Below are 301 nucleotides of genomic sequence, written 5' to 3'. Positions count from 1 at the left end.
TCCGGGCCACGCTGACTATGTGAAGAACATGATCACCGGTGCTGCCCAGATGGACGGTGCGATCCTGGTTTGCTCGGCTGCTGACGGCCCCATGCCGCAGACTCGCGAGCACATCCTGCTGTCCCGTCAGGTAGGTGTTCCGTACATCGTCGTGTTCCTGAACAAGGCTGACATGGTCGACGACGCCGAGCTGCTCGAGCTGGTCGAAATGGAAGTTCGCGACCTGCTGTCCACCTACGACTTCCCGGGTGATGACACTCCGATCATCATCGGTTCTGCGCTGATGGCGCTGAACGGTGAA

At 59.8% G+C, this 301-nt stretch carries 1 protein-coding gene; it reads left to right on the top strand.

Annotated features, from left to right (window positions below; genetic code table 11):
- Positions 1-301 (top strand): GTP-binding protein (locus tag HZR81_RS23810; RefSeq protein WP_500129420.1); only part of this gene is annotated, 301 nt, incomplete at both ends.

Source organism: Pseudomonas sp. LM13 (assembly GCF_041381355.1).
Classification (GTDB): domain Bacteria; phylum Pseudomonadota; class Gammaproteobacteria; order Pseudomonadales; family Pseudomonadaceae; genus Stutzerimonas; species Stutzerimonas frequens.
Note: the sequence above shows the minus strand (reverse complement) of the source record. Positions and strands in the feature narration are given on the sequence as shown.